14 protein-coding genes are annotated in these 25,268 nt (G+C 62.9%); 11 read left to right on the forward strand and 3 right to left on the reverse strand.

Annotated features, from left to right (window positions below):
* Window positions 1-59: 59 nt before the first annotated feature.
* From HPY44_08840 to HPY44_08875, 8 genes are all read left to right on the forward strand, one after another.
* On the forward strand, window positions 60-935 hold the full coding sequence (locus HPY44_08840; GenBank protein NSW56107.1) for an amidohydrolase family protein: 876 nt from the start codon (window positions 60-62) through the stop codon (window positions 933-935).
* Between the two features lie 99 nt (window positions 936-1,034).
* Entirely contained in the window at window positions 1,035-3,914 is a 2,880-nt protein-coding gene (locus HPY44_08845) for a hypothetical protein (protein ID NSW56108.1), read from the forward strand.
* A 14-nt stretch (window positions 3,915-3,928) separates the two neighbouring features.
* On the forward strand, window positions 3,929-5,152 hold the full coding sequence (locus HPY44_08850) for a hypothetical protein (GenBank protein ID NSW56109.1): 1,224 nt from the start codon (window positions 3,929-3,931) through the stop codon (window positions 5,150-5,152).
* Window positions 5,153-5,211: 59 nt separating this feature from the next.
* Entirely contained in the window at window positions 5,212-8,622 is a 3,411-nt protein-coding gene (locus HPY44_08855) for a beta-galactosidase (protein ID NSW56110.1), read from the forward strand.
* A 32-nt stretch (window positions 8,623-8,654) separates the two neighbouring features.
* Complete coding sequence (locus HPY44_08860; protein ID NSW56111.1) at window positions 8,655-9,710, forward strand: carbohydrate-binding family 9-like protein; 1,056 nt, start codon at window positions 8,655-8,657, stop codon at window positions 9,708-9,710.
* A gap of 33 nt (window positions 9,711-9,743) precedes the next feature.
* The gene (locus HPY44_08865; GenBank protein ID NSW56112.1) at window positions 9,744-10,682 is read left to right on the forward strand and encodes a M28 family peptidase; all 939 of its coding nucleotides are present in this window, start codon (window positions 9,744-9,746) and stop codon (window positions 10,680-10,682) included.
* A 79-nt stretch (window positions 10,683-10,761) separates the two neighbouring features.
* A complete protein-coding gene (locus HPY44_08870) occupies window positions 10,762-12,753 on the forward strand; it encodes a prolyl oligopeptidase family serine peptidase (GenBank protein ID NSW56113.1) in 1,992 nt (663 codons plus the stop codon).
* Window positions 12,754-12,872: 119 nt separating this feature from the next.
* Entirely contained in the window at window positions 12,873-13,088 is a 216-nt protein-coding gene (locus HPY44_08875; GenBank protein ID NSW56114.1) for a hypothetical protein, read from the forward strand.
* On the opposite strand, the gene HPY44_08880 is transcribed toward HPY44_08875, so the two are convergent.
* Window positions 13,082-14,284 (reverse strand): SGNH/GDSL hydrolase family protein, encoded by a 1,203-nt coding sequence (locus HPY44_08880; protein ID NSW56115.1) that lies wholly within the window; start codon window positions 14,282-14,284, stop codon window positions 13,082-13,084. The two genes, HPY44_08875 and HPY44_08880, sit on opposite strands and share 7 nt — an antisense overlap.
* A gap of 142 nt (window positions 14,285-14,426) precedes the next feature.
* Between HPY44_08880 and HPY44_08885 the strand changes: the two genes are divergently transcribed.
* Window positions 14,427-15,191: a glucose 1-dehydrogenase gene (locus HPY44_08885; GenBank protein NSW56116.1), complete on the forward strand. Its 765-nt coding sequence runs from the start codon at window positions 14,427-14,429 to the stop codon at window positions 15,189-15,191.
* A gap of 34 nt (window positions 15,192-15,225) precedes the next feature.
* Entirely contained in the window at window positions 15,226-18,588 is a 3,363-nt protein-coding gene (locus tag HPY44_08890; GenBank protein NSW56117.1) for a heparinase II/III family protein, read from the forward strand.
* 15 nt (window positions 18,589-18,603) lie between these two features.
* Here the strand turns inward: HPY44_08890 and HPY44_08895 are convergent, their stop codons facing one another.
* On the reverse strand, window positions 18,604-22,050 hold the full coding sequence (locus HPY44_08895) for an FAD-dependent oxidoreductase (GenBank protein ID NSW56118.1): 3,447 nt from the start codon (window positions 22,048-22,050) through the stop codon (window positions 18,604-18,606).
* Window positions 22,051-22,296: 246 nt separating this feature from the next.
* Here HPY44_08895 and HPY44_08900 point away from each other — a divergent pair, with 246 nt between their 5' ends.
* Window positions 22,297-23,952, forward strand: a complete 1,656-nt coding sequence (locus tag HPY44_08900) for an AMP-binding protein (GenBank protein ID NSW56119.1) — start codon at window positions 22,297-22,299, stop codon at window positions 23,950-23,952.
* On the opposite strand, the gene HPY44_08905 is transcribed toward HPY44_08900, so the two are convergent.
* Window positions 23,937-25,268 carry a glycosyltransferase family 4 protein gene (locus HPY44_08905; GenBank protein NSW56120.1) on the reverse strand — a complete coding sequence of 444 codons (1,332 nt, stop codon included), beginning with the start codon at window positions 25,266-25,268 and terminating at the stop codon, window positions 23,937-23,939. The two genes, HPY44_08900 and HPY44_08905, sit on opposite strands and share 16 nt — an antisense overlap.

Raw genomic sequence — 25,268 nt, forward strand, 5'->3', positions numbered from 1 at the left:
AGGGAAATAACCTGAAGCATCAACCACCAATCAGACAACCATAGGTAGGGAGCCAGCCCATGTTCATTGACATCCACACCCATTCCATTCTGCTCAATGACCCCCGACAGCGCGCGATCAGCCGCTGGACTAGCCCCGAAGAGCTTCTATCCATGTGGGACGACCTGGGGATCGACCGGGGCGTTGTTCTGCCTCTGGTGCATCACGAAATCGGAATGATTCTGCAGACTACCGAGAACGTGCTGGACATCCAGGCGAACTATGGCGACCGCATCATCCCCTTCTGCAACCTGGACCCGCGCTGGCATTACAACCGGCCCGACGTGGATTTCACACCGGTGCTCGAGCACTACAAGGAACTTGGGTGCAAGGGGGTCGGCGAGATGACTGCCAATCTGTGGTGGGATGACGACCGAGTGCTGAACCTCCTGAAGCATATCGAGAAGGCGCGACTGCCCATGATCTTTCACGTCGCAAGCCGTGACAGAGGCATGTATGGCCTTGTGGACCAGCTCGGCCTGCCGAAGCTGGAGAAGGTGCTGGGAATGTTCCCGGAGCTGCCCTTTATCGGGCACTCGATGGCCTTCTGGACCGCCATCGACGGTGGCGTTACCGAGGACGACTGGATGGGCTACCCGAAAGGCCCGGTGCGCGAGGGGGGACGACTCATCGAGCTCCTGCGGCGCTATGACAACCTGTGGTGCGACATCTCCGCCGGCAGCGGGTTCAATGCCATCAGCCGCGACCCGGAATTCGGCTACTGGTTCCTGGAAGAGTTCAGCGACCGCATCCTGTTTGGCACCGACATCTGCCAGGCCGGGCAGGAAGTGCAGCAGGTCGATTATCTGAACTCGGCAGTGGAGAACGGCAAGATCACCCGCGAGGCATTCGAGAAGATCACTCACACCAACGCGGAAACATTGCTGGGTCTGTAACGCCGGACGGCAATGTTTCCAGCGGTGCCGAACCAGTGCTGCGCTGACGAGTCCGCCTGCCGGCATAGCCTGGCCCCCGCATTTTGAAGGAGGACCGCCATGAACCGACTCAATCTCGCGCTCACTTTCGCGTTGATCGTGATTGTGCTGATGCCGGCTGATTCCACCGCGCAGCAGGTCATCCGCGCCGGCGACTGGAGCGCTACACTCGGCGCCACTGGTCCAGACGAAATCCGCTATCAGGGCGAGATGGTTGCGCGCAATGGGCGGTTTGCGGGTTACCTCCCGGACTGGAAAGGCACGCGTTTCGCCATGGGTGGGGCGAAGTTGACGGTCGAAGGCGCGACGGCCACCTGGACCCGCGCCATCGAGGGCAATCAGGCGGCCACATTGACCCTGGCTCTCACCCCCGAGAAAATGCTTTTCTCACTCAACACCACTGTCACCGCCGCAGGGCCCAGCGAGTTTTCGCTGCAGATTCTGCCCGGAGCGGTCTGCACCGACGAGACTCGCTGCTTCGGGTGGCTCAATGGTGCCGGTTTCGAGGTGCCACTCAATGCCCCGACGCCCTTCGAAAGGATTCTCGGCATCCGTGAGTTCAAGTTTGAGCAGCCCCGGCGCACCGTGACGCTGCGCTGCGAAGGTTTCGAGATTCAGGACCGCCGCGCGGCGAACGGAGATCTGTTCCTGGTGCAGGTCATCGGCTCGTCGGGAACCGAGCCCCGCACGGTAGAGCGCAGCATCGAACTCAGTATCGAAGATGCTCCCGCTCATGCGGTGGCAGGACGCGCGGAGTTCCTGCGGCAGCGGATGGTGGAGTATTCTGACGTGGAGTTCGAGAATCCGGGCTTCGACGCGGATCAGCCGATGTCGGGCTGGACCACCAACCCGAATGCGGCAGTGGATACAGCGACCTTCCACTCGCAGCCTGCTTCAATCAGGATCAAGCTCGACGGCACCGAGGCCGACGAGAACCCGTACGTGACGCGGCAAGTCCCGATCAGCGCCGGACACCTCTACCAGGTCGAAACGTGGATCAAGGCGCAGGGTGTCACCGCAGCTACCAAGCGCGGGATGGCCACCACGGGGGCAACCGTGATATTGGAGTTCGCCGACAAGAACGGTAAGTGGTTCGCCTCCGGGTCGTACGCGAAAGGCATCTACGGAACGAAAGACTGGACACGCGTGGCCACCGATCCTGTCCGCGCGCCGGCGGGAGCGGGCTATGCCATCATATTCCTGAGTCTGCGGGCCAACGGCACGGCGTGGTTCGATGATGTGAAGCTCTCCACGGTGAAGTACTCCACCATGCTCATGGAGCCCCTTCCCGGCGCGACGGAGGATGACAACACCCCGCGTTTTTCGTGGCGAACCCAGCTTCTCGGCAACGGCGTGGTCCAGCTTTCACAGGACCCGGCATTTCCCGAAGGCCGGACCATCGAGGTCGCAGCTCCGGACGGCCCCTCCGTCGAGCTGAGAAAAGCGCTGGCGCCCGGCACATGGCACTGGCGGGTGCGCGTCCCCGAGGTGGACGACACCAGCCACTCCTTCAGCTTCGTGCAGACCGCGCCCCTGGACCGCGACTGCACGGAACCCCTGGTTTCTGGGGAGCATGGGTACCTCGAGCGAACCGACTTGCCGGCGGAGGTGACTATCACCGACGACCACGACCTGACCGAAGCGAAGATCGAGGCTGCGGTCAATGGCGAGCCGGCCCGAATCACGCGGAGCGAAGTGATTCGCAAAGATGGCGGCGATTATTCGGTCACGGTGCAAGTGCGTCCTGCCCAGACATGGGCAAAGGGTCTCAATAAGGTCACGGTCACTGCCACGGACGAGGCCGGAAACGTGGGAGCGGGAACGATCTTCCGGACCTGGTGTGAGCCAATGCCGAAGATCGTCTGGACCACGCACCACGGCATCCAGGTCGACGGGCAGCGCAAGTTTCCCTTCGGCATGTACGGCGTCCTGGCCGAGCACGTGGCGATCATGGAAGAAGCCGGGTTCGACCTCGTCCACAACTACACTTGGGACGGCGCCGGCAGTCTCGCATCAGCCATCGAGTACCTGGACACCGCAAACGCCCACGGGATGCAGGCCTTCATAGGGCTTGACCGCAAGATGCTCCAGGCAGGGAACGAGGAGTTTGTGGCCGAGCGCGTCGGCGCGCTTATGAGCCACCCGGGACTGCTCTGCTGGTACCTGTACGACGAGCCAGACCTATTACACCAATACGTCTCGCCGCAATGGCTGGAGCGCTTCTATCGGCTGATCAAGGCACTGGACCCCTTCCACCCAGTGGTCGTCACGTGTGCGGGAGACGGGCCAGTGGGCCAGTACAAGAACTCATTCGATGTCCATTGGACCCAGGTCTATGGCGCCACGAGCTTCGTGGCCAGTCGCATTCCCAGGCACCGCGCCCTCATGAAACCCGACTGGCCCCTGGCGGCGATTCTCCATTGCTATGACCGCGCCCAGACGGGTCTCGCGGATTCGGGCGCTCAATTCGACCCCGACAAGTTCCAGCCGGACGCCCGGGTCCTGCGCGCCAACGCCTTCATGGCCGTGGCGAAGGAGAGCAGTGGCCTGCTCTGGTGGTGGTGGGGCCAGGGGTCCCCTCGTTACATGACCGTGGCACAGGTCCCGTGGGCCTGGGATGCGCTGAAGCAGGTTGTTGCGGATATCAAGTCGCTGGAGCCGATCCTGGTTGCAGACGGCACCGATCACACCTGGATCGAGACTCCCGAAGCGGGTATCGAGGTGCATTTCCGAGAGAAGCGGACTGCGGACACGACGCTGATCATCGCCGTAAACCGCGACGATAAGCCGTGCCGAGTCACCTTCCGCCCGCGCTCACTGCCTGCCGACTGCCGGCCTGCGGTGCTCTTCGAGGACCGGCAGATTACCGTCAGCGATGGCGAGGTCACCGATGAGTTCGCGGGTCTCGCAGTACACGTGTACCAGTTCCCCGCGCCCTAGCTGGAGGCAGGCCGGTGGCTGTGCGGTGCGGAAACACAGACTATGACACGGCGGAGATGGTGCGCATCATGAAGCCGCCACGGATCGGGTGGGCGCTTTGCATCTTGTCTTTGCTGCCTTGCGTCCCGTTGTGGGCGCGGGAGACCGCGGATGTCTCCCTGGGGCCAGAACGGACCCGGCCTTTGACCACCTACAAAGGCCATGAGACGCAGATCCTTCACGAGCGCGAGGCCCGGTTCAACCTGGGCGAACATGGGTACGCCATCGCCTACAAGGCCGGGTACGACCCTGCAATCCCCGACAAAGCCTTCCCGCTGGAAGGCTACATCGGAATGCCGTACCCCACGAGCTGCAACTGGTACCACAGTGGCTTTCTGTTCGTAAGGATCAACGGCGACGACGTTGGCAACGTCCCACTGAGCAGCATGACCGTCTCCGAAGCAGGCCCTCGCGCCATCGTTGATCTGGTCTGGCATCACCCGGCAGCGGACGTCCGCGTGCGGTTCCTGGGCGAACCCGATGCCGATCACCTCAAGTGTGAGATTGCCATTGACCCGCTGACGCAGATCACGTCCGTGTCCGTTGAGACCCGCTGTTACCCCAGTTTCTTCACCGCCCACCACAAGCGCGAGGGCGCCCGGCGAATCCAGACGCCGACCTTGCTTGTGAGGGAAAACGAGCCCCGATCCGGCCCGGCTGCTGAGAACTGGTGGAGTGTGTACTACGATGAAGTCTTCGACGTGGCCAAAGGCGAAGGCGCCGGGCCGTGCGCCATGATGTTCCTCCCCGAGCAGGCCCTGGAAGCACACTTCGCGCCGGGCGGCTATGGTGTGGCCACGCGGATCACCTATCCGCCCGAGACACGTAGCATCAGGCTGGCATTCTGGGAGTTCCCCAATTTCCCCAACGCCCAGGCGTTGAATGACTTTCGCGCGAAATCCGATGCGGCTCGTGATGCCCTCGCGTCGGCGGATTTCACGCCGGCCCCCTTGCGCAACCTCGACCTGCCGGGCATGAGAGCGGAGGTCGAGCGCGCGGTCGCCGTTCCCGAAGTGGCGAAGTCGTTGGGGCAAAAGATTGACACCATCCGCAGTTGGCTTGCAAGCCAGCCGATCGCAGCAGCTGACAACCCGGGAGCCATGGGTGTCCGGGCTCAGGAGAGTTACCTGGCGTCCGTCGACAGTTACCAGCAGTTTGCATGGGAAGTGAAACTTGCCGAACTGCTTGCGGGACTGTGATGCACACCAGCCGACGTGTGGACGTGCCTGATTGACGACTGCACCGGGAGTGATTGCAGATGTCGCGTAGAGCGCCGGTCGTCATGACCACGGTCGTATTGGCCGCGCTGGGCCTTGTCCTGCCCGTCAGCGCTCAGGACATGGCAGAACTGGAAGTCGACCACGCCCTGACAATGGACTTCCCCACCCCGCACACCGACTGGGCGCAGCCGTATGCCTACGGGAAGACCCGCGTGCTGTTCTTCGTAGACGGGCGCGGCGTCAACCCGCGCGAATGCGTGGAGGTCATGCAACGCTTCGAGATCGAGGCGGAGGCAGTCTTCTGGGCGCAAATCGTGGACAGCGTTGAGACCCACTGGCACGGCGGCGCAACCGGTGAGCGCCGTATGCTCAACCTGCTGGAGAAGCAGTGGGACGCCTACGTTTTCCTGGGGCTGGACCTGTCCAACATGTCCCCCGAGCAGCAGTACAAGGTGCTCAAACCCGTGACCGACGGCGCGGGGATCGTCTTCGTCGGCGCCAATGACGCGCGAATCCTCAAAGATCAAAACAAGCTCACAGAGCTTCCCCCGTTCCTCGCGCAAGGCCCGGTTGGTGAGGCGTTCACGGTGGGCAAAGGACGCGGAATCCGTCTGCCGAAGCAGCCGTCCATCGAGTATGCGCCGGGGTGGGAGACAGTCTACGACTACTGGGCCCAGCGCCTGGGCAACGCGATCTTGTGGGCCGCGGGCAAGGAGCCCAAGGCGCAAATCGCGCTGAGCATCGATAAGAGCACCTTCGCCCGTGACGAGGGCGCCCAGATCACCGGGCAGGTGACCGGTACGCTGCTGCAGGGCAAAGCATGGGTGCGAAAGCGCTACGTCAGCCACACGGGCGAACCTGTTCCCATTGCCCGGATCGCAATGATCGAGGAAGTGTCTTCCCCCGGGATGGTCTCTGAGCGCGTGCCCCCATTGCCCGCGGGAGACTACCATTTCGACGTCTGGTTGCGGAGCGACAGGGGGATCGAGAGCTGGGCGTCCGTTCCTTTCACCGTCACCTCGAGCCGCAAGGTCAGCGAACTCAAGCTTCATGAGACCTGGGGCGAGCCCGGCGACAGCATCGCGGGGACGGTCTCTGTCGAGGGCGAGCCGCTGCCCGCCGAGGTACTCCAGATTGAGCTTCTGGACCGGCGCGGGAGGATCCTGGCCCAGCGCTCGGTGGCTCCAAGCAATGATCCCGCGCAGTTCGATTTCACAATTGAGCCCTGGTTTCCCATGCTCGTGACGGTGCGGGCGCGGCTGATCACAAAGCTGGATGAGGTGTCCCGCGCATGGCAGTTCTTCCGGGTCTGCAAACGCAACCGGGGCCGGTTCAACTTCCTCATGTGGGACGTGCCGCGGGGCACGCTGGCCCCGTATGCGGAAGAGAGTCTGGTGAAACACTCGGTTACGCTGCAGCTCGCCGGCGGCACCCCGCCGCCGTACCTGTCCGCCTACAATGTCGCCTGGGTCCCCTATACCACACGAATCATGGCCCAGCGAGACGCGGATGGGATCATGAAGCCCTTCTGCTGGAATGACGTCGAGGCCGTGCAGGCGCATGTGCAGCAGAAGGCCCGGGAATACACTGGCGCGCGGGAACATGGGGTGTTCGTCTACTCCCTGGGCGATGAGGTGGACACCAAGGGCGCATGTCTGTCCCCGCACTGCGCCGAAGCCTACCGCGTGTTTCTCCAGGAGCAGTACGGCACGCTGGATGCGCTCAACGCCTCATGGGGGACGGACTTCGCCACTTGGAGCGAGGTCGGTTTGGCGGACCCCAAGGACAGCGATGAAGCGGTGTCGCTGCGCGAGAAGAACTACCCGCGGTGGTTCGATCGCCAGGCGTACAAGTCCTGGAACTTCGTGAAGTTCTGCGGCGCATATAAGGAGGCTTACCGAAGCATCGACCCCGATTCGAAGACCGGGTTCGAGGGCGCCGGGGTGTTGGAGCATGGCGACGATCTGGACCTGATCATCCGCAACAACGAGTTCTGGTCGCCCTACCCTGGAATGGCCGATGAAGTGGTGCGCTCCCTGGCGCCGCGCAGCTTCCCGCGCTCTAACTGGATGGGCTACACGAAAGACGCGGACTCCCTGCTGCAGAAGTACTGGCGCATGGTGACCCGCGGCTGCGACTCAGTGTGGTGGTGGCGTTGGGACTGTATCGGCCGGTTTCACGGGTGGCTTGCGCCTGATCTCCGGCCATTCCCGGCGGTGGCCGAGATCCTCGAAGATACCCAGATCGTGCGCGACGGACTGGGCGACCTTCTGCTCCAGTCCGAGATGTTGGATGACGGCATTGCAGTTCTGTACTCGCATCCGTCAGTGTACGCTCATAACCTGGATGAGGGCGCGAGTTACGGCGGATATGCGGGATCCCACAGCGCAGTGCATACCATGGTGCGGGAACTGGGCATGCAGTTCCGGTACGTAAGCGACCGCATGCTGCGCTTGGGCGAGTTCGACGCGCACAGGTATAAGGTGCTGATTTTGCCCCGTGCTGAAGCGATTGGTGACGCCGAAGCCGAGGTGATCCGCAACTTTGCCGCCGGCGGTGGCACGGTCATGGCCGACGTGCGACCGGGCATCTACGACGGTCACTGCAAGCCGCGGGATGCAGGGGTTTTGGACGACGTATTCGGCATTGAACGCACCGCGAAGCCTGCAGCCCAAAAGGTGGAGGTAGAGGGCATCGGCGCAGTCAAGGCCGACACCGGCGTGCGGTTGACAACGGGTGTGGCTCAGGTGACGGCAGACGGAGCGCCGCTTTTCATCGCGAACAAGGTCGGCGAAGGCTCGGCGTACATGACCAACTTCGACATGAGCAGCTACCCGCGGCTGGACGTGGCCGATACTCCCGAGGAGATCGCCCAGGAAACTCGCGACCTGTTCGCCAAGGCCGGCATCTTCCCCCGCTATCGTCTCGTGGGCGAGAACGGCCTGCGTGAACGAAATGTCGAGATCGTCCGTTGGGCGAACGGCAGCATGGAGATCGTGGCGTTGTTCCGCACCGGCGGCCTGCAGACGAACGCCACCATGTTCCTGCCCCAGCCGCGCTTCGTGTATGACCTGCGCAACCGCAAGTCTCTGGGGCAGGTGGAACACTTCCCGGTGACAATCATCCCCAACCGCGCCACGTTCCTGGTGTTGGCGACGAGGGCCGTCCCTGAGGCCGGCCTGACCCTCGAACCCTCCGATGTGTCCCGGGGGACCGTTGCGACGGCCCGCATATCCGTCCCGGGCGCCGAGGGCCTGCATGCCTTCCGCATCCGGGTCACCAACGGTGGCGAGCATCTGGACTGGCTGGATCAGATCGTGATCGCTGGCGAGGAAGCCGCAGAGTTCCCGATCCCAGTGGCGTTCAATGACCCCACCGGGCGCTGGAGAATCGAGGCGACAGACCTGTTCACGAATGAGCCCGTGACGGAGGAACTGGCGGTGCGGTGAGAACGCAAGCCGGACACAGGAGTGATGGGCCCATGCGAAAACTGATCTGGCTGTCTGCGCTGGCATGCCTGATCCCGGGCATCGTCTGCCACGCTGAAGATGACTACGACATCAAGGTATACCCGGGCGCGCGCACGTATGACAGGATCATCGTCGACGGAAAGATGACGGAGCGATCGTGGGAATATGCGCCCCTGGCCGGCGGGTTCACTTACTACGACCGTCCGGAGCTTGTCCAGCCCCAGACCTTCCTGCGAGTGATCTACAGCACGACCCACCTGATTTTCGGGGTCCGCTGCGATGAGCCGCTCATGGACAAGCTCACCCCGGTGGCACAGACTCGGGACGCCCACGCGGTGTTCTCCACGGAAGCGGTAGAGTTCTTCGTGGACCCGAAGCACAGCCACGGTGATTACTTCCAGTTCGCGGTGAACGTGGCCGGGAGCGTCTACGATTCCCACCTGACAGAACCCTCCTGGAACGCGAAAGTCGAGGCTGCGACGGACTTGCAGGCCGATCACTGGACGATCGAGATAGCCATCCCGTGGGTCGATCTGGGCGTCAGGCCCGAAGCCGGCATGGTCATCGGGTTCAATGTCTGCCGCGACCGGCTGATTGGCCCACAAAGACACTGGTCGAATTGGGCGCAGACGAAAGCCAACTTCCACGACCCGGAGCGTTTCGCCCACCTGGTCCTGTCACCATCGGCGGCGATCCTCGGCAAGCTGGGCGATGAGTTCCGTACGGGCGGCCGAACAGGGCAGATCGTGATCTACACGCGCCAGGGATTTGCGCACACCACCTACCGCGCCCTTGCCGTGAATGCTCTGCAGAACCTGGACGGGCTGCTGGCGGCGCTGGATGCGCAGGCGGCGTCCGAGAATGATGAACTGACCCAGGCCGAACTGCGACGTCTTGCCGCGGACTACCGGGCGCAGACCATCCCGGTGCGCGAAGCCCTCACAGGCAAGAGAAAACTGGACGCCGCCGAATGGACGCGTATGGATTACCAGCTCAATCATCTCGCGTCCCAGTTGAGCGAAGCCGTCTGGCAGGCGCGGCTGAATGCTTTGCTTTCTCAGATATAGACACTGACCAACCAATCCAGGGAGTGACCACCGTTGGCTGATCCTATCACAAGCATCATCGACACTGTGTCCGAGGAAAACATCCGGCAGTGGCTGTACAGTCTGTGTGAGGACCCTCTGCCCTATCGCAAGCTCAACTACACACTGCCCGGACATGAGAAGTGCACCTTGCACGAGGCCGACGATTTCATCGAAAGCAAGCTCAGGGAGTGGGGCTGGCAGACGGAGCGCGACGAGACCCGGGTCCAGGCATATCGCTGCGATGAGACCAAGAACATCCACCACCGATACTCCCCGCCTGCCCCGGAGGACCCCTGGTACACTGCCTACAACGTGTACGCAAAGAAGATCGGCTCCGAGAAACCCGAGGAGATCATCGTCGCTATCGCCCACAAGGACTCCCAGAGTTGGGTGGACTCTCCCGGCGCAAACGACAACGCCGTTGGCACGGTGGGAATCCTGGAGATGGCCAGGGTACTGGCGGACTACCCCACAAAGCGCTCCCTGTGGTTCATCTGGTGCAATGAGGAGCATACCCCGTGGACCAGTGTCACCGCCGCGCAGACAGCGAAAGAGCGCGGCGACAACATCATCGCGGTCTTCAACGTTGACGGCATCGGCCGCAAGTCCCCCGAGGACACTGAGGCGGGTATGCTGACCCACTGCACCGGGTTCACCGAGCCGGAAGGGGAGCGTATCGCGGATCTGGTCCTCAAGACCAACGAGGACTACAACCTCGGGCTGATTGCGTCGAAGTTCAAACGCGAGCACCCCGGCGACGATGACGGGTCCTTCGTGAAAGCCGGTTACCCGGCGGCGGTGATAAACATCGGCTGCTACCCGTACAAAGACCCGAATTACCACCTTCCGGGCGACCGGTGGGATACCGTGGATGTGCCGAATGCCGCGCTGGCGGTAAAGCTGTTGACCGCCGCGATCTTGCGAGTGGACGAAGGTGCTTTGGAGGGCTGAGGGCACACGGCCACAGCCCGCCGCATCCAGAATGAGCCACAAGGAGCCGACCGTGGACTACCGCAACCGCTTTCCGCAGATGCTGCAGATCAACCTCATGCGCCGGGTGCGAGAGATCGAGGAGCAGGCCAATGCTCTGAAGTTTGCCATGAAAACCCGACAGGACGCATTGGACTACCAGGCGGCCCTCCGACGCAAGATGCGCAAGGTGTTCGGCCCACTGCCCAAGCGCACGCCACTGAACGCCGAGGTCACGGGGGCTTTCGAGCGCGACGCGTACCGGGTCGAGAAAGTGCTGTTCGAAAGCCGCCCGGGCTTTCCCGTGACCGGCCTGCTGTACATACCCAAGCGCCACCAACTGCCCTGCCCTGGAGTACTCGCTCCCTGCGGGCATTCGGCCAACGGCAAGGCCTGCGACGCCTACCAGTCCTTCTGCCAGGGCCTGGCGAGTAAGGGTTACGTGGTATTCCAGTATGACCCCATGAGCCAGGGGGAGCGACTGCAATACCCTGGGAAAGACGGCAACTCGTGGGTGGGTGGGTGCTGCGCCGAACACAACCACGCCGGCCGGCAACAGTTGCTGGTGGGAGAGTTCTTCGGCACCTGGCGCGCCTGGGACGGCATACGCGCCTGCGACTATCTGCTAAGCCGGCCAGAGGTGGATCCCACGCACCTGGGCATCACTGGAAACTCCGGCGGGGGAACGCTGACAACCCTCATCTGCGCCCTGGACCAGCGCTATACCATGGCGGGCCCGGGCTGTTACGTCACCACCTGGCGCCGGAATGCCGAGAACGAACTCCCCGCCGACGCCGAGCAGCAGCCGCCCTTCGCTCTCCAGCTGGGTCTGGACATTGACGACTTCTTCGGTCTGCACGCGCCGAAGCCGCTGATCCTTCTGACGCAGCAACTTGACTTTTTCGACCAGCGCGGCGCACAGGAGGCCTACCAGCGCCTGCGCCATCTCTATCGGCTGCTCGGTGCGGAAGACAACGTTGCTATCTTCACCGGCGAGGGCCACCATGGCTACGCCCAGCCCCTTCGTGAGGCGATGTACGGATTCTTCAACAAGGCCTGCGGGAAGTCCGAAGAGACCAGCGAAGAGCCGCCGGTGACCATCGAGCCCGATGAGACCCTCTGGGTCACGAAGACCGGCCAGGTGGCAGATCTCAAGCCCAGGCCGAAGAACGTGTTCAGCTTCACGAAGGAGAGCGCTGAGACTCTCCTGCAGGGTCGTGCGCCGCTATCCGGGGATGCACTGCGTAAGGAACTGGGCAAGCTGCTGAACATGCCGAGACGCAAAGGCGTACCTGAGTACCGCATCCTGCGCCAGTCGGGACGGATCGAGGAATACCCGCGGCCCTTCGCCACTACTTACGTGGTTGAGACGGAAGCTGACATCCAGGCCATCGTGTACAAGCTGGAGGACGATGCTTTGGCTTCCCCCGTTCCACCCGGCGAGAGGGCTGTCTTGTACGTTCCGCACATGTCCAGCGATGAGGACCTGCGCACCGACGCGCTCGCCCGCAAGCTGGGAGCCGATACCGCCCGGGCTTTCTTCGCAGTGGACCCGCGCGGAATCGGCGAGTCCATCCCCAACACCTGCGACCGAGACTCGTACCTCAATATCTACGGCTCGGACTACTTCTACGCCTCATACGGCCTGATGCTGGGCGAACCGACCCTGGGCCGGCGCACCCATGACATCCTGTCCGTCCTGGATTGGATGCAGTCATACGGTTACGAGGACGTGCACATCGTCGGGCGCGGCTGGGGATCACTCCCGGCGACCTTCGCCGCGGTGCTGGATGAGCGCATTACATCGGTGACCCTGAAAAACGCGCCCATCGCTTTCTCCGAATGGGCGACGCAGGAAGACATGCGCTGGCCGCTCTCAGCCTGTCTGCCGTATGTGCTCAGAATCCTGGATTTGCCGGACTGCTACAGGGAACTTCAGAAACGGAATCTACGGATTCTTGAGCCCTGGAACGCGCGCATGGAGCGCCTGACTAAGAGTGCCGGTCGGAAGCTTCTCGCAGCATTTGGAGGGCCCGAGGGGGTAATATTGTAGTCTTCCAGAGATTTCCTTGACTAAAAGAGCAAGAAAAAATCAAGAAATCGGTTTACAAAACCCGGTACCTGGTTATACTTAAACGGGCAGACGCGGGTCGGGGACACGGAGGCTGCGCTATGCGATACTTCCTCGACGAATTGCTCTACTGGTACTGGGTCGATCCGGTCGTACACTCAATCATTCTGGTGGGCGCGGTCCTGCTGACCCTCTCCGTCATCGGGGCCGTGATGTTCTCACCGGGGCGACAGAACAGCTGGACCCTTCGTATGGCGATGCTGTCGCTCAGCGTGATGGGGTGCGGCTATCTCCTGTCGCACTACTATGCCTATTGAGGCCCGGGTCGGGACAGTCCAGCCGCGAGTACAGCCTGAAGTTCAAAGCGGTTCCCTCCGCTCGCTTCGGCGCGCTCCTCCAGGAGCGTGATTCGTAGCGTGTGCGGGCCGGGGCCCAGGTCCTGCCCCACCATCTCGCATGCCGAGTAGCCGCCCCAGTCAGCGTTGAACCACGCGTTCATGCGCACCGCTGGTCGATCATCGATCTGTGCCTCAACGATCCCCATATCGCGCTTGATCCGGTGGAAGACTAGCGATACCGCAGTGCCCGGGACGCTCAGTTCCAGGACGCTCCCGGGCTGATCTGCTGCCCAGCCGGGCCCAAAGGGACAGCTGGGCAGTTCCGTCCACCCCTCGGCTCTCAGCGGCGCCAGGTTTCCTGAGTTCAAAATCGCGGTGTGTTCGTAGGTGTCGCTGATGAGCGGTGCGGGGATTGGCTTGATTGCCGGCAGTTCCCCATCCGGCGGCAGAGCGTCAGCGACTTTCGCAACCACCGCATTGACGAACTGGGCGCAATAGTGGTGGCCCCGCTTGTTAGGGTGAACCTCGTCGGCCTCCACGTCCTCCCACTTCATCCTCCCGGCCTCAATCTCCGGCCACAGCGCGTCCCGGAAACTCACCATGGGCAGTTCGTAATGCCTACCGATCTTCGAATGCCATTCCTGTGCATTGCCGCCCTGGCGGTGCATGGTAAACAGGAGCATGGCCGCGGGCTGGTTGGGCTCCCGCAGGATTTGACGAACCAGACCCTCGAGGGTCTCCGCCGCGAGTTCCGTATTGGGGTCATTTACGCCGAACTCGATGACAACGAAGTCCGGCTTGTGCTTGATAAGATGATCCTGCGCCCGGTGGGCGGCGATGTTCGACCCGGTAGCGCCGATACCTGCGTTGACGAACTGCACCTCAGCGTTCGGGAAACGCTGCCTCCACCACGCGGCAATGATGTTCCCGTAGCGGTCCTCCACCGCGCCCGCAGACGCTCCTTGAGTGATCGATCCGCCGATGACAGCAACGACCACCTTCTCGCCGCGGCGTGCCTTCGCAAGAGCATGCTGAAGGCGTGCGGTGTCGCCCATGCTCACCAGTGAACGGGCCTGGATCGCCGCTTCATCCGCGCCAGGGGTATCTGACGCCGCTGCTGTGATCAGGAAGACGACTGCGAACAGCATGAGGACTGCCAGGGGAGCAACGTGCATACTTTCGGCATCTCCTTGAATGTCAGGTATCGCACCCCCAGCCCCGCTTTCGCCGGGAGGTCCAGGCATACCTTCCGCTGATTGGAGAAGGCCTTTGGCGCCGCGAGGGCGAAATTGGATTCGGATTCGAAGGAGGAATGGCATGGAGTTTCCGAACTTCGTTCTCAGGGGCAGGAAGGCGCTGGTCACCGGGGCCAGTCGGGGAATCGGGCATCACGCTGCGCTCTCGCTGGCACACGCTGGGTGCGAGTTGGTGGTTACGGGGCGCGACAGGTCTGCTTTGGAGCACGTTGCGGCTGAGATCGCGGACCTTGGCGCACATGCGCACATTCTGACAGCGGACCTGGCGGATACCCGCGCAGCCATCGAGATGGCCCGGGCGGCTGACAGGCTCCTGGGCGGCGTTGATATCCTGGTCAACAACGCCGGCATCTCATTCCCGGAGAGTGCGCTGCAGACCAGCCTGGAGCACTGGGAGACGACGATGGCGGTGAACCTGACGGCCCCGATGTTTGTGAGCCGCGAGATCGCACCCGGCATGATCGCTCGCGGCGGAGGGAAGATCATCATGATCTGCTCCAACGCCGGAATTGTCGGTCTTGCCGACCACGCAGCCTACTGCGCTTCCAAAGGCGGCATGGTCCAGCTGACCAAGGTGTTAGCTATTGAGTGGGCGCGGCACAATGTGAACGTGAACGCGATCGCGCCCACAGTCATCTTGACACCCATGGGCGAGCAGGTCTGGGGGACGCCGGAGAAGCGCGACCCGATGCTCGCGAAGATACCCGCCGGGCGCTTCGGGAAGCCTGTGGATGTCTCGGGCGCAATTCTCTTCCTGGCCTCTTCTGCATCCGACCTGATGCACGGGGAGACGATCCTGGTGGATGGGGGCTACGCGGCACAGTAATCCGGGCGATAACAAGACTCGAGAGAGTGACAAGATGACGGTCAACCACCACGCGACGCTCGTTCTGCTTGCATGCGCGATCTTGATAGGGACGGTGAGTTCCCTGGCAGCGGATGATCTCGACCCCAAAGACTGGTCCGCCTGGGAGCGGTTCCGCGCAACCGTGCAACATCCCTGCGCCGCCATCAAACCCGCCGATCTCGAACGCGCCAGAAAGAACATTGAGAAGCACGGCTGGGCGCGGGAGTATGTGAGCCGCCTGCGGAGTTCGGCAGACTCAATCTGCGCACAAGTGACCCCCGAATACCTGGAGCGCATGCTGGAGCACACCACCCCCGGCTGCACCGGTCCGTGTCCCGCCTGTCGCGCGAAGGGGCTACCGTGGCATCCCAACGGCCAATGGAGCTGGAACCCCAACCGCCCGGATCAGCTTGCGTGCAAGGTCTGCAAGACTGTCTTCCCCAATGACGAGTTCCCAGAGACGGTCATCGTGCAGAGCACCTGGGATCCGGCCCAGAAGTTTAGCTTCGTGGGTGGCGACACTTTCCGCTGTTTCAGCTACACCCACGCCCGGCCCAGTATCTCGGGGATCATCCGCGGGTACAAGGTCGGGCACGTCATCGCCCAACTTAGCAATCTCGGGCTGGCATACGCCCTCACGGGCGACACGGCGTACGCGAGGGCGACCAGAGCGATCCTGCTGCGCATTGCCGAGGTGCTACCAAAGTATCTCGTCTTCGCAGGGTACGGCTACGGGGAGTACGCGGACTGCGACCCGCACGTGGCGGCTGAGCGCATCAATAACCTGCCGGTGGATGAGCTTGTATACCCGCCGAATCAGCCGGACCGCAAGATTCACACCGGCTATTGGTCCGCCAGCAGGCTGGGCAGCAGCGGCATGGACGGCGGCTATGTAATCCGCATGGCTCAAGCCTATGATCTGACTTGCGAAGCGCGAGATGAAAACGGGCCTGTCTATTCAGACCAAGACCGGGTGCGCATTGAACGTGACGTGCTGCTGGAATCCGCCTATCTGGGCGCCTGTGACGTCGCGATCAATAACAAGTCAGTGGGCAACCGCGCCGGCGTCGCGACCGTGGGCATGGTTGTGGGACACCCGGGGATGGTGCGGTTCGGGCTGGACGGCTTCGTGCGCACCATCGAAGAGTGGTTCCTGCCCGACGGCGGCACATCGGAATCGCCGGCATATGCCATGATGACCATGAGCGGCATCCGTGATTTCGCCCTGATGTTCCGCAACTACACCGACCCTCAAGGTTTTACGGGGCCCGACGGCACGCGGCTTGAGGGCTTCGACGCCTGCCGCGATACGCGTTACGGCGACTGCTGGCAGAGCCTTATCTGGACGCTCCAGGGCGATCTGACACACCCTCCCAGCGCGGATTCGTACCGGACCACAACCATCGGAGCGGATTTCGCGGAACTCATCGCCCTTGGGTATCCCACCCCCCAACACAAGGCGCTCCTGCGGGAGTACTCGGACGGTCAGGAGGCACCAAAGGCCGAAGCACGAGCCATCTTCTACCGTGACCCGGAGGCCACGACTGAGACGCTGCCCCCATTCGCGCTCCCGGACATCGTCTTCCCCTTCCTGGCCCAGGGATACCTGCGGACCGGCGAGTATGGACGCGACAGCCTGGCTCTGCTCAATGCCAGTGACTACGGCGGGCATCATCACCTCGACAGCCTCGACCTGTATTACTGGAAGGACGGGCGCGAACTGCTGTCCGACCTCGGCTATCTGTGGGATCATCCGGACTCCTACCAGACTCGGCGCACTCTGTCACACAACACGGTGCTGATAGACTCCGCCGACCAGCAGACCAGGGACCGCCGGGGGAGCTTTCACCTCTTCGCTCAACTCCCGTTCATGAAGGCGATGGCAGCTTCATCCAATGCGTACCCCACCGCCCACGTGTACCGGCGAGATGTGATCCAGATCGACCACGGCCAAGGCCGTTCTTACCTGCTGGACATCTTCCGGGTGCACGGGGGCAAGCGGAACCAGTACGTGTTCCATGGTCCGAACAACTCGTGGTCGGTGGAAGGCCTCAAGCCTGCGCCTGCTGCGGAGCAGGAAGCGCCGGTTCGATTCGCGGTTCGATTGCATCTGGGGCAGCTTGCGGAGATCTGCATCAGGAACGTTGAGATCAGGCAGGTGCTTTCGGATGGCAGGGAGGGGCCCAATCTGGCTCCGAACGGGGATCTCGCGCAGGGGCAGGTGGGCAGATGCCCGCCAGGATTCGGGCTGTATTCGGGCGAGGGCGCGTATGCATGTGAGCTCGCGGACGGCGAGAATGGCAGGTACCTGCGCTTCGAGGCTACGAAGCCCCACGAGAACGGGAAAGTCAACGTGGCCCTCCTCATTGGCGATTCAAACGGCTATGTCGGCCCCAATGCGCTGCTGGGTGCGCGCGGCGGCACTTACCGCGTGCGCTTCCACATCCGCGGCAATGCGCCGCAGGTGAGCGTCGGGCCGGTGATGTGGCCAGATGACCCGAACGACCCCGGCGACCGAACATACGCCGGATCGGACCGTATTGCGGCGACGGACGACTGGACGAAGTACGCGGGAGAATTCACACTCCGGAGTGCCGCGCTGCAGTTGGATAACCGGCGCTACGGCAGGCCTGAAGCGCCGTGGAGCGCGTCCTGGGTGCTTCCGGGCGACTACGGCTTCAGCGCGCACATGCCCGCGGCACCGGGCGAACAGGTGATCCTCGCGGACGGCTGGGGCCAGCGCGATCACCGGAACACCGACCGCGGCGCAACCCTCCCATACGTAGTTCGCGAGGCCACCGGTGCACAACTGAACGCCTTCGTGAGTGTGTTCGAAGGTGCGCCCATCGGCGAGGCGATCGTACGCGGCGTCGAGGTTCTGCCCCTGACCGCGGACGCGCCCGAAGATGCGGTGGCCGTGCGGGTACTCACGGAACTGGGCGAGGATATCGTGGTCTCAATGCCCAACCCGCAACGGCTGAGTCTCGCGACCCGATTGGGGACCCTCGAGACGGACGGGACCCTCACGGCGGTTCTTGGCACTGGCGATTCAGCAAGCGCAGCGGCATTGGTCGGAGGCAGCAACATGTGCGTTGGGCAGGCCGCTATCACGTGCAATGTGCGGGAGCAATCCGGGAAGATCCTCTCCGTGGGAAGCGGGCGAGGCGACTCCTGGTTCGAGCTTGACAGCGCATCGCCGGACCTGTGCGTGGGCTGTGTGCTGCTGGTGACAGACGGTGCCTTCGAGCGAGCCTATCCCATCCGGGCAGTGAACGACACCCGCGCATACACCAAGCAGGGGAACACGGGCTTCGAGGCCAGAGGCGGCACGAGCTGGAGAGTTCTCTCGCAGGCATCCTGGCAGCGGGTTCCATGATCCCCCGAGCGCGGGTCACTCGCTATAGGCGCGGATCTCGAACACTCGGGCCGACTCCGAACCGTTCGTCGCCGTCACGGTCAGGCGAAGGCGCGAGGTGGTCACTGGGTCGAAGCGGTGTACCCGCTTGCGCTGGAAGTTGCCTTTCTCACGGGCAAGCGTGCGCCATTCGCCCTCAACCTCGCAGGCAAGCTCGTAGTCCCGTACACACTGAGGCGGCAACGGGGCCGTGTGATAGGCCATGTTCATGTCCGTGTCGAAGGTGAGATGCACGGTGTTCACGGTCACAGGCTGATCCCAGCTGAGTTGCACCCATTGCGGGAGGGGCTCCTCGGCAGCCGACGCCCACATGTTGGCCTCGGCACCCACGATGCGCGCAATACCATTGATTACATTCTCCGGCCGAAACGCAGTGCGCACAGCGATGAGCGGATCGGTGTAGAGCGCGTAGTATTGGCCCTTCACCACCGTCCAGTCGCCGGTCTGCCCCCCACCGTATGCCCTGCAGCATCCGAGCGGAGCTGAGTCCATCAGGTACCAATGCACCCCCGGCGCGACTTCCAGCCAGACCCAGGCGAAGGGCTGCTCCAGGTCGCGGTCGAAACGGAACTCCACCCAGTTGTCGCCGGGCTTGAGCTCGGCCTGTGCCACCGCGATGTCATCCTTCGATCCGAACTCTCCCGCAGCCGCCGATTCCCGCAGGTGCATAGTGACCGCAACGGGTTTATCCGCAGTATTCCGCAGGAGCGCATGCACTGCGTTCAGCCGCTTCTCGGGGCCAACAGGGAACAACATGGCGCGCGATGTCTCCATCGGGTGCAGGAGGCCCGTGTGCACATCGCTTCTGCCGAAGTATTCGAACTCCGCGGTGCTCGAGGCGGTGACCGTTGCGGCCCGGGCAAGGTCGGCGGGGTCTCGATTCGGCACATTGGGGATGTACTGGTCGTTCTTCAGCAGCAATTGCTGGAACTCGGCCATGTGGTCGGTGTAGATCCGCCGGGGCGTGATACCGTGTTTCACGGCGTATGCCGCCGCGGTCCCCGCCGCCTGTCCCGTGGTGGCCAGCGTTCCTTGCACGCGAACGGAACCCAGGGCAATGTGAGTCACGCTCATGCAGCGCCCTGCCATAAGCAAGTTGTCGATGTTTTTCGAGTACAGGCTGCGGTAAGGGATGGTGTAGATGGGCACATAGGCGTTGGTGTGGAAAGGACCTTCGGGACCCGAGTAGATGCCCTCCGGGTGATGCACATCCAGGGGCCAGCCGCCGTATGAGATGGCATCCTCGAACTGCCGGGCGCTTTGGCAATCGTTCTGATTGAGGATGTAGTCGCCCACGATCCGCCTCGACTCCCGCTTTGCGTCGAGTATCGGGATGCTGACAAGTTCGAAGTTGCGGGCCCGTTCCTTTCCGGCCCAGTGATTCTTGATGTGGTTCCAGTAGGCGAAAGACACGAGGATCAGGGCGTCGCGTGCCTGTTCGGCGTCCCAGGTGTCGTCGATGTCGCCGGGGTGTTCCAGCCACCATTCCCCGCTTGTGACGCCGCGGATGTTCCGCCCGAACTGGTCATCGGGCGGCAGCTTCGGCACCCACGCGGGGGGCACGAACTCCGTAGGTCTTCCTGTGTCCACCGAACGGAAGGACAGGGAATGGCCGTCCATGAGGCAGCCGCTCATAGTGATTTTGTCCGCCTTCTCCGGCGCGAGACTCTCACCGAACTCGGCTCGAGCTTCCCGGCCCTGACGGAACTCAGCCCCGGCGTAGAAACCCACCCAGCCGTCCCCCGTGCAGTCCACGAACATCCGCCCGGTGTACCGGCTGACAGTGTTTTTCAGCGTGTCCACTGCGAGAACCGCGGCAATGTGCTGGGCGTCGGCCATCTCCACTGCAAACACGTGCTGGTTCACAAAGACCGACAAATTCGGCTCGCTTTCGGCCAGCACACGGAAGGGTTCGCTCATCTTCGGGTAGCCGAAACGCGCTTTGATGCGCCCCGCCTCCTCGATGATCCCCGCTTCGCGCGCGTTGGGGTGGGCGCTTGCCGCGCCGTTGATCGGCACGCCCATTTCGTCGCTGGAGTTGCCGCCGAGTATCGGGCGATTCTGTATGAGCGCGGTCCTCGCACCCATTCGCGCCGCCGCGAGAGCCGCCGGGCTCCCCGCAGAACCTGCGCCCACGACGATCACGTCGAAGTCACCGGCCGGCACGGGCTCCAGGGATATGCCGGTCAGACGGGCCCGCTCCTTTCGAACACCCTCCAAGTCTGTGGCCGGTGTGTATGTTTTGTCGGTGGTGAGGATCAGCGCGTCGCAGCGGCCGTAATATCCGGTGAGATCCTGCAGCGCGAGGGGCACTTTCCCTGCCGGGAGGTCAAAGTCTCCCCCATTCTCCCACAGCCACTCGTCGCTGTGCGCGGCACCGAACACACCCTCAGTGCTCCTGTCCCCTATGCGTACCCGGAATTGCCCGGGGGAGTGGTCCTTGAGCCAGTTGCGGCTACGCACCCACAGTCTCCAGGAGCCGGCGGTGGGAATGTCCACCTCTACGGTTGCATCTGCCACAGGCTTCCCAACGCCCGCAGCTATCAAGTATGCCGAGCCCATGAGGTGCACGAACTGGGTGTCCAACGACCAGCCGCCGTAGTTGGTGAAGTCCTCGGCATCGATCCACAGGAAACCGTCCTGAACCATAGTGATCTCCCTAGCGGGCTTGCGGAATGGCGGCTTCGGCTTGCCGATGAGCACCGGCTCCACAGTGATACCGGCCTGGGCAGCCAGGGCGTCGCGTCCGGCAGCATAGTGTTGGGCGACCTCTTCGGCAGAGAGCGCCCGGTCATAGACGCGGACGTCGTCAATACCGCCCTTGAACGCATATTGGCCGCGGTTCGAGCCGATGTACGCGCCCGCAACGCCCGCATGCACCGTACCGGGACGGACTAGAGGGGAAGCCGGATCCAGCTGTCCGTCGATATACAGGCGCATTGCGTTGCCGTCGTAAGTACCAACGACGTGGTACCAGGTGCCCGGCACCCACTCCGTCTTCGCCGATTGCAGCGAGACAGGATTCCCGGCGAACCATAGCAGGAACCCCAGCGAACGGTCGGTGAAGCGCAGGGCATAAGCGCCGTCAAGACGGATCACGGCCGGAAAGCCCTGGAAATGTGAGGTCGCAGGGCGGACCCAGGCCTCGAGCGTCAGCGCTGGGTTCTGCTTCCCCGACGCCGCTCCGAGACAGATCACTGTTGACGCCTCGCCATCGAAATCCAGGCCTCGGCCGTCGACACCTTTGGTGACCGTGGCCAGGTTGACCTGCGCATCATTACCATTGCCGGATACGTCAGGCGCCGTGGTCCCCTGAATATGCTCGAAGTCCCAATGGGCAATGGGGCCGTCCTGGGCCAGCGCATGCAGCGCCCACAGCAGGAGAATCACAAGAACAGGAAAACGGAAAGGGCAAGTACGCATGAGATTCACTTCCTGGCAAGGATTTCTCGACGTTTACAATACTCTTCGCGGGCAGGTGGCCACGGACCTCCGGAAACCTACCGGGCCCGTCCCGAGCACAACGACGTTGCCTGCACATTCATCGACCCGAAGAAGGAGATTGCGTTCCGATAGTGAATTGTAGCCGTCACGCCCGGACCCGGACCGCATCTACCCCGCTCTCGTGTCCCTGTCCCGCGCGAGTTCACCCGAACGGAGCATCACACCATGCTGGAGAGGTTTCTGAACCAAGTGGACTTCTCGTCCTGGGACGACTTCTGCGACAACTTCCACATCCATGCGCCTGAAGGTTTCAATTTCGCGTTCGACGTGGTGGACGAACTTGCCGCGAAGTGCCCGGACGAACGCGCCCTGGTGTGGTGCAATGATCACGGCGAGCGTGCGGAGTTCACTTTCGCTCGAATGTCAGAAGAAAGCGCGAAGATGGCTCACGCGCTGAAACGGCTGGGAATCCGCAAGGGCGACTTCGTGATGCTCGTGCTCAAGCGCCGGTACGAGTTCTGGTTCTGCCTGCTGGCCCTGCACCGGATCGGGGCGGTGGCGGTTCCCGCCACTCACCTTCTGACGTGCAAGGACATCTCGTATCGCTGCCAGGCCGCCGACATCAAAGCGATCATCACAGTGCCCGACCAGCGCATCCTGGAGCAGGTACGTCTCGCCGAACCCCAGTCGCCCACGCTTCAGGTCAAGGCGCTGGCTTACGGACAGGCGGAAGGCTGGGTGTCCCTGGATGCCCTCGCGGCTCAGTGCGAGCCGGTCTTCCCCCGGGGCGAAGGGGACGACAGCGCGGGAGGCTCGGACCCACTGCTCACATACTTCACGTCCGGCACCACCGGCATGCCGAAGATGGTGATGCATGACCACACGTACCCGCTTGGACACATCCTGACCGCCCGGTACTGGCAGAATGCACGCAAAGGCGGTCTGCACCTGACAGTTGCCGACACGGGCTGGGCGAAGACCGCCTGGGGCAAGATCTACGGCCAGTGGCTCTGCGAGTCGGCAGTGATGGCCTATGATATGGACCGCTTTGAACCCCACCGTCTGTTGGACGTGGTGTCGCGGGAGCGCGTGACCACTTTCTGCGCCCCCCCCACAGTGTTCCGCTACCTAATCAAGGAGGACCTGTCACAGTACGATCTGAGCGCCATCGAATACTGTGTTGTCGCGGGCGAGCCGCTGAATCCCGAGGTCTACCAGGCATGGCTTCGCGGCACCGGCCTGCGTCTGATGGAGGGATTTGGGCAGACCGAGACAGTGGTGAGCATCGCCAACTACCCGTGGTTTGAACCCCGGCCGGGCTCCACCGGCCGCCCTTCTCCTGGCTGGAAGGTGGACCTGCTCAATGACGACGGCGCGCCTTGTGACCCGGGTGAACCAGGGGAGATCGTGATCTACACCGGTGCCGAACCGCCTGTGGGATTGTTTCGGGGTTACTACAAGGATGAAGAACTCACTCAGTCGGTCTGGTCCCATGGGGTCTACCACACGGGCGATCTGGCATGGCGCGACGAAGACGGCTACTACTGGTTCCTGGGTCGGGCGGATGACATTATCAAGACTTCCGGCTACCGGGTGGGACCCTTCGAAGTGGAAAGCGTCCTGCTTGAACATCCGGCAGTGACGGAATGCGCGGTGACCGGGGTGCCCGACGAGATGCGTGGCCAGGCTATCAAGGCTACCTGCGTTCTGTCCAAAGGCTACGAACCGTCCGACGACCTTGTGCGCGAACTCCAGGATCATGTAAAGACTGCGACCGCGCCGTACAAGTACCCTCGCATCGTGGAGTTCGTGCAGGAGCTGCCGAAGACCATCAGCGGCAAGGTGAAGCGCAACACTATCCGCGATCAGGACGCCTGCTGATTCGCATTCCTGGTCAGGATTTCGTCCAAGGCCGCCAGCATCGCATCCACGACCACCGACGCCTCATGGTTCTCGGCGACCCCGCGCGCACCGGCCTCGCCTAACGCATCCGCCTCGTCCGGGTGGTCCATGAGCCGCGCCAGCGCCGCCGCCAGGGCATCCGGGTTCTCGCTCGGCACGAGAAGCCCTCCCGGCGCCAGGCTGAGCATTTCCGGGTATACGCCCGCGTCCGGCGCCACCACCGGCACGCCTGCAGCCAGGGCCTCCAGGACCGCCATGCCCCGGGTCTCTCGCTGTCTGCTGGGCACGCTGAAAGCGCTGCATGCGTGCAGAAAGCTGATCTTGCCGGGGAAATCTACTTCGCCCAGGACCTCGAACCTGCCGCCCCTCGCGGCCTTGAGAGAGCGTTCCACGTGCTTCCAGTAGCTGGGGTCCATGACCCGCCCGGCAATCTTCAGGACCACATCACGCCCACCTCCCACCAGTTTGCGCCAGGCATCCACCAGTATGTCAAGGCCTTTGGGGCGGCCTATAATAGACAGATAGCCAACTGTGAAGGGCTCCCGCACGCGGGGGCCCGGTCGCCTGTATTCGGCGGTCACGATCCCCGCACGCACCACGCGGACCCGATCGCGACTGACCTGGAGCAGGTCAGCCATCAGGTCGGCGTAGCTGTCTCCGGGCGACAGGAACAGGTTGATGGATTGCGCATTGCGCCGCATGTGGTCGAGGGCTTGTTCGCGATGCGGCGATCCCAGGGAGTTTACGAAGACGTCCTCGCCCTGAATCCCACAAAGGACCGGCACTTTGAAACGGGCTTTGAGTGTTGGCGCGATGCCGCTAAGGAGGGTATTGGTGATCACGAAGGCGTCCGGCACGCCCATGGCTTCAAGAAACCCCAGCAGACGGTCGAGTTCCTTCGCCTGGTTCCCATCTTGCCCCGCGAGGACCGAAACAGTCATGGCACCCAACTTCGAGGGCGCGGTGCTGATTGCGAACCGCGAGACCCAGCGCAGAAGCGCGGGGTTGTCCAGAAATCGGTCGAGGGCAGGCGGCAGACGGCGGAAAAAGCCGGACTTTTGCTGCAGGTAGGCGTTGATACCCCCGAGGAAGACTGGCTCAGTCTCCACCGGCTTCGAGCCGTCAACGCGCAGGGGCGTGTACAGGGGCACTACGGTCACATCATGTCCACGTTCCATGAGTGCGCGGACCAGCGCGATATCACGGGCGCACGCGCCGCAGTACATCGGGCCGGCGCCGGCGGCGATGTACACAATCTTCAGAGGGCGATCTGCCGAGGCGTTTTGCACCATCAT

Source organism: Armatimonadota bacterium, from assembly GCA_013314775.1.
In the GTDB taxonomy this organism is placed as follows: Bacteria; Armatimonadota; Zipacnadia; order Zipacnadales; family JABUFB01; genus JABUFB01.

What these genes read in the sequence shown, in the direction of transcription:
- HPY44_08840 (NSW56107.1), top strand. Translation starts at nt 60, where the DNA reads ATGTTCATTGACATCCACACCCATTCCATTCTGCTCAATGACCCCCGA.
- HPY44_08845 (NSW56108.1), top strand. Translation starts at nt 1,035, where the DNA reads ATGAACCGACTCAATCTCGCGCTCACTTTCGCGTTGATCGTGATTGTG.
- HPY44_08855 (NSW56110.1), top strand. Translation starts at nt 5,212, where the DNA reads ATGTCGCGTAGAGCGCCGGTCGTCATGACCACGGTCGTATTGGCCGCG.
- HPY44_08860 (NSW56111.1), top strand. Translation starts at nt 8,655, where the DNA reads ATGCGAAAACTGATCTGGCTGTCTGCGCTGGCATGCCTGATCCCGGGC.
- HPY44_08870 (NSW56113.1), top strand. Translation starts at nt 10,762, where the DNA reads ATGCTGCAGATCAACCTCATGCGCCGGGTGCGAGAGATCGAGGAGCAG.
- HPY44_08875 (NSW56114.1), top strand. Translation starts at nt 12,873, where the DNA reads ATGCGATACTTCCTCGACGAATTGCTCTACTGGTACTGGGTCGATCCG.
- HPY44_08880 (NSW56115.1), bottom strand. Translation starts at nt 14,284, where the DNA reads ATGCACGTTGCTCCCCTGGCAGTCCTCATGCTGTTCGCAGTCGTCTTC.
- HPY44_08885 (NSW56116.1), top strand. Translation starts at nt 14,427, where the DNA reads ATGGAGTTTCCGAACTTCGTTCTCAGGGGCAGGAAGGCGCTGGTCACC.
- HPY44_08890 (NSW56117.1), top strand. Translation starts at nt 15,226, where the DNA reads ATGACGGTCAACCACCACGCGACGCTCGTTCTGCTTGCATGCGCGATC.
- HPY44_08895 (NSW56118.1), bottom strand. Translation starts at nt 22,050, where the DNA reads ATGCGTACTTGCCCTTTCCGTTTTCCTGTTCTTGTGATTCTCCTGCTG.
- HPY44_08900 (NSW56119.1), top strand. Translation starts at nt 22,297, where the DNA reads ATGCTGGAGAGGTTTCTGAACCAAGTGGACTTCTCGTCCTGGGACGAC.
- HPY44_08905 (NSW56120.1), bottom strand. Translation starts at nt 25,268, where the DNA reads ATGATGGTGCAAAACGCCTCGGCAGATCGCCCTCTGAAGATTGTGTAC.